This window comes from Candidatus Cloacimonadota bacterium, from assembly GCA_011372345.1.
Lineage (GTDB): Bacteria > Cloacimonadota > Cloacimonadia > Cloacimonadales > TCS61 > DRTC01.
Genome location: DRTC01000354.1, coordinates 1 through 3,977, shown reverse-complemented (window position 1 = coordinate 3,977; position 3,977 = coordinate 1). Strand labels below are relative to the sequence as shown.

3 protein-coding genes and 1 pseudogene are annotated in these 3,977 nt (G+C 33.0%); all 4 read right to left on the bottom strand.

What is annotated here, in order from left to right:
• Positions 1-133 precede the first annotated feature (133 nt).
• Positions 134-1,930, bottom strand: a complete 1,797-nt coding sequence (locus ENL20_06860) for a PEGA domain-containing protein (GenBank protein ID HHE38276.1) — start codon at positions 1,928-1,930, stop codon at positions 134-136.
• Between the two features lie 418 nt (positions 1,931-2,348).
• Positions 2,349-3,290: a bifunctional riboflavin kinase/FAD synthetase gene (locus ENL20_06855; GenBank protein ID HHE38275.1), complete on the bottom strand. Its 942-nt coding sequence runs from the start codon at positions 3,288-3,290 to the stop codon at positions 2,349-2,351.
• A 150-nt stretch (positions 3,291-3,440) separates the two neighbouring features.
• Complete coding sequence (locus ENL20_06850; protein HHE38274.1) at positions 3,441-3,716, bottom strand: hypothetical protein; 276 nt, start codon at positions 3,714-3,716, stop codon at positions 3,441-3,443.
• A gap of 69 nt (positions 3,717-3,785) precedes the next feature.
• Positions 3,786-3,962 (bottom strand): annotated as a pseudogene (truB, locus tag ENL20_06845) (tRNA pseudouridine(55) synthase TruB).
• Between the last annotated feature and the right edge of the window lie 15 nt (positions 3,963-3,977).

The following is a 3,977-nucleotide window of genomic DNA, read 5'->3' as shown; positions in this document are numbered from 1 at the left end:
TGAAGTTCCCATTTTTCTTTTACACCCCCTATTTTTAGTTCTGTGAATAGCCTTATTTCCTTTACTGACATCGTTTTACAAATTCATCTTTTTTCTTTCTTTATTCATAAATTAGACTTAACCACAAAGACTCTTAATAATAAAAGCCAAAACCTATAACAATATCGTTAATCGCGTTGAATGTTGTCCAATAATGGCAACTGATTACCATTTTATTTACTATCGGGACAGTAAATCCAAACATTATTGGCCAAAAAGATTTATCGAAAACTGTATAATTATCATCCCGTATACTAGTCCATGTTTCGCCATTTTCGCAATCCCATAATACTGCATTTTCTTTTGCCTGATAAATTGGGATTACCGATCTAAATCTATAGCCAAGTCCAAGATTAGCAATATAAGTTACTGGTATTTCTAATATCAAACCATATTTGAGAAAAAAATCCATCCCCCATGAGTAATAAGAACTAACTTTTTCTGATTTTGGATCAACATTTGGGAAAGCATCAATGTTCACATGATCAACAAAAGCAGGTGCTTTTTGTGGTTTTACATATGATGCACCAAAAGAGTATATTGTCCCTTTAAAACTGACATTATAAGTCGATCCATATTCAACTGCAATAGCATCTGCTCCATAAGTTACAATAACAAAGCCAGCTAATACTTTTTTCAATTTGAAATTGTATTCACTTATTTTTGGATTTATATGAAGATTTTTTAAAAAAGAGTAATATCCTTTTTTTTCAAGTTTGATTTTATTTTTACATAATGGTAGATATATTTGATGAGGAGTAGAACTAACTAATTCATTATCAACATAAATGTTGGCACCTGGAGGATCACTATTTATCAATATTTCCTGCGTTTTATCTAATTTAAAATTTAGAGACAATTCCTTTTTTTCTTTAACATTTATTTCTTTTTTGATTGTACCAAAATCAGATTTAGAAATTTTTAAATCATGCTTACCAATTACTATTTCAGGAATTTTTATTAGAGTAAGTCCGAGTTCTTTACCGTCAATCTCTACTTTTGCTCCTTCAGGATTTGTGTTTATTAAAATTGAACCTAATTTAGGAGTTAAATCAAAATTGTGACATATTACATCATTGGGCTGTATCTTAATATCTAATTTCTCATTATAATATTTTTCTTTTTTTATTTCTATTTCGTAAAAACCTTCATTTAATCCTTCATCTACTCCTTTTAATGTCAAAGGAGTAGTTCCATAATGTTTTTCATTTATATATACTTTTGCTCCAATTGGATCAGATGTAATTTCAAGATCACTCCATAGTGGTTGTAAATTGAATTGTCTTGTTATTCTTTTATTTTTTTCTAAGGTAATAATTGTATCAATTGGTTCATATCTAAATTTAGAGATATGAAAAAGATATGATATTGCTGGATAATCAATTAATTCGCATGGTGTTTTTTTATTAAAATCAGGAAACTCACTGATCTCAACTTTAGCACCTGAAGGTTTTGTTTTTAATAATAATTCCCCTTTTCCATTAAAATTAATTCGTGTTTTATCTAATTCACTTAACAAAATAATCTCATAAACTCTTTGAGCATCGACATCGATATTGAAATCAGCAAGCAGTCTTACTTCCAGAGGTTCGTATTCGGAATGGGTAATTTCAATAACTCGCTGGTTATCGTTGGTGTAGAATTTGTACTGGTTTTTATCTGCTTCATAAATGGCAGCATGTTTGGTCGGTCTGCCGATGTTTTTAATGCCGAGACCTTTCACTTCTGTTTTGATGAGTAGAACCGGAGCGAATCTGCCGTCTGCATCTCGAACCTCAAGGTTTGTGTGAGTTGGTGGAAGTTCTTTAATCGATTTTACCTGTAGTTTTCCGAGAGCGTTAAGAAAAATGAAATTTGTTATTATCAAGATCATTATTATGAATTTTTTCAATTTTTCTTCTCCTGATTTTATACAAGGCTTTTCTTGAAAAAATTTTATTGTGATTTTTTGTAAAGGAAAATGTCGTTGGGGAAATATTTCCTTTATTTGATATTTTTTTACAATTTCCAAATCAATCAGATTCGACTCGTTGCGAAGTGCGAGTCGGAGATGACGAAAGCCCGATATGTCCACGAGTCGTACTGAGTCACGACTCGCGTCTAAATCAATCAGATTCGACTCGTTGCGAAGTGCGAGTCGGAGATGATGAAAGCCCGATATGTCCACGAGTCGCACTGCGTCACGACTCGCGTCCAAATCAATCAGTTTCGACTCGTAGCGAAGTGTCCCGATTTATCGAGAGAGGTGATTGACTTTACAACTGAATGAATTCTGATTCTGACAATTTCATTTCTCAATCTTCAATTTCTCAAACAGGATGTTTGAGTAACATCCCAAAATACCTTCTCGCTTTCTCAACATCATTTTGAATCGCATCCACAAGTTCGGTTTTCGATGTAAACAACAACTCTTCCCTCAATCTTTTATGAAAAACAATTTCTACTTTTTTATCATAAAGATCACCTTGAAAATCGATGATATTGGTTTCCACTTCTTTAATGGATATTTTTTTCAGAGTCGGGCTGTAACCAATATTCGTTACTCCGATATATTTATTGGAATTAACGAAAATTTCACTGATATAAACACCGATTGCAGGAATTAATTTGTGCGGATCGAACGGTTGGATGTTGATAGTTGGAAATCCAATATCTCTGCCAATGCGATGACCTTTGATCACCAATCCGCTTAAAGAATAATTTCTGCCCAGAAATTTGGATACTTCCTGCATATTTCCTTCCCTGATCAAATCCCGAATCAAACTGCTGCTGACAATACGATTATGAATTTTAAGAGGTTCGATCAAATCTACCTGAAAACCGAATTTTTCTTCATTTTTTTTCAGGAACTGGAAATTACCTTTCCGCTCTTTTCCAAAATGAGTATCATAACCGATCACCATTTCTCTGGCATGAATTTCATTGATAAGAATATCCAACAGAAATTGTTCAGGAAGCATTTCCGCCATTTTATCATCGAAATTAAGATAAATAACGCAATCTGCTCCAAATTTTTTCAGCAGTTTTTCTTTCCTGTCTTTTTCCGTAAGCAGATAAGGAAAAGTCTTTCTATGAATTGTTTCTAAAGGATGATGAAAGTAGGTTATAACTACAGCTTCACCATTTTTTTCTTTCGCCTTTCGGGAGAGGATTTTCAACAATTTTTGGTGTCCGAGATGAACACCATCGAAAGTTCCCATCGTGATCACAGGATATTTAAAATCGCATTTCTGGTTTTTGAAGTATTTCATTTTTTACCACCAAGACACAAAGGCACAAAGAAGCAAAAAGATAAGATTCTATTCGAGTCGTAAGGAACAACGACTCGAAATAAACGATTCATCTAAATCTTCATTCTGTTTCGACTCGACAACTTCGTCTTTCGAGTCGAGTATAAACTCTCAAATCATGACGATCTTCGGTTTTAGTTTTCCTTCGATCATGTCCGCAAATCCCAAACAATTTTGATTTTCATCGATTACCATAACATCATTTTCATCATCTTTTTTATAAGTTATAAACTTGCCGTTTTTAAAATCAGAAATTTTATTTAAGTCTAACTTTACTTTGGGAAAATCGGATAAAATTTCCGTTAATGGTTTCAGAAATTTCCACCAGTTTCCTGCTGTTATTTTCTCCAAACTAACTGCATCTTCGATCTTCAAATTTCCGATCATGTTTCTTCTTAATTCGATCGTCGTTGCGATCGTTCCTAATTTTTCCGCAAAAGTTTCGGATAAAACTCGAATATAAGTTCCTTTACTGACTTTGGTTTGATAAGAAATATAAGGAAGTTCAACTTTCTTGATCTCAAAATTGAAAAGTTTGATTGGACGGGATTTTAAATCGAATTGCTGATTTTGACGGGCAAGATCGTATGCTCTTTTGCCATTGACTTTTACAGCGGAAAACAGAGGTGGAATTTGTTATTTCGATAT

Excerpts from the sequence above, each read along its gene's own strand:
- ENL20_06855 (HHE38275.1), bottom strand. The coding sequence starts at position 3,290 with ATGAAATACTTCAAAAACCAGAAATGCGATTTTAAATATCCTGTGATC.
- ENL20_06850 (HHE38274.1), bottom strand. The coding sequence starts at position 3,716 with ATGATCGGAAATTTGAAGATCGAAGATGCAGTTAGTTTGGAGAAAATA.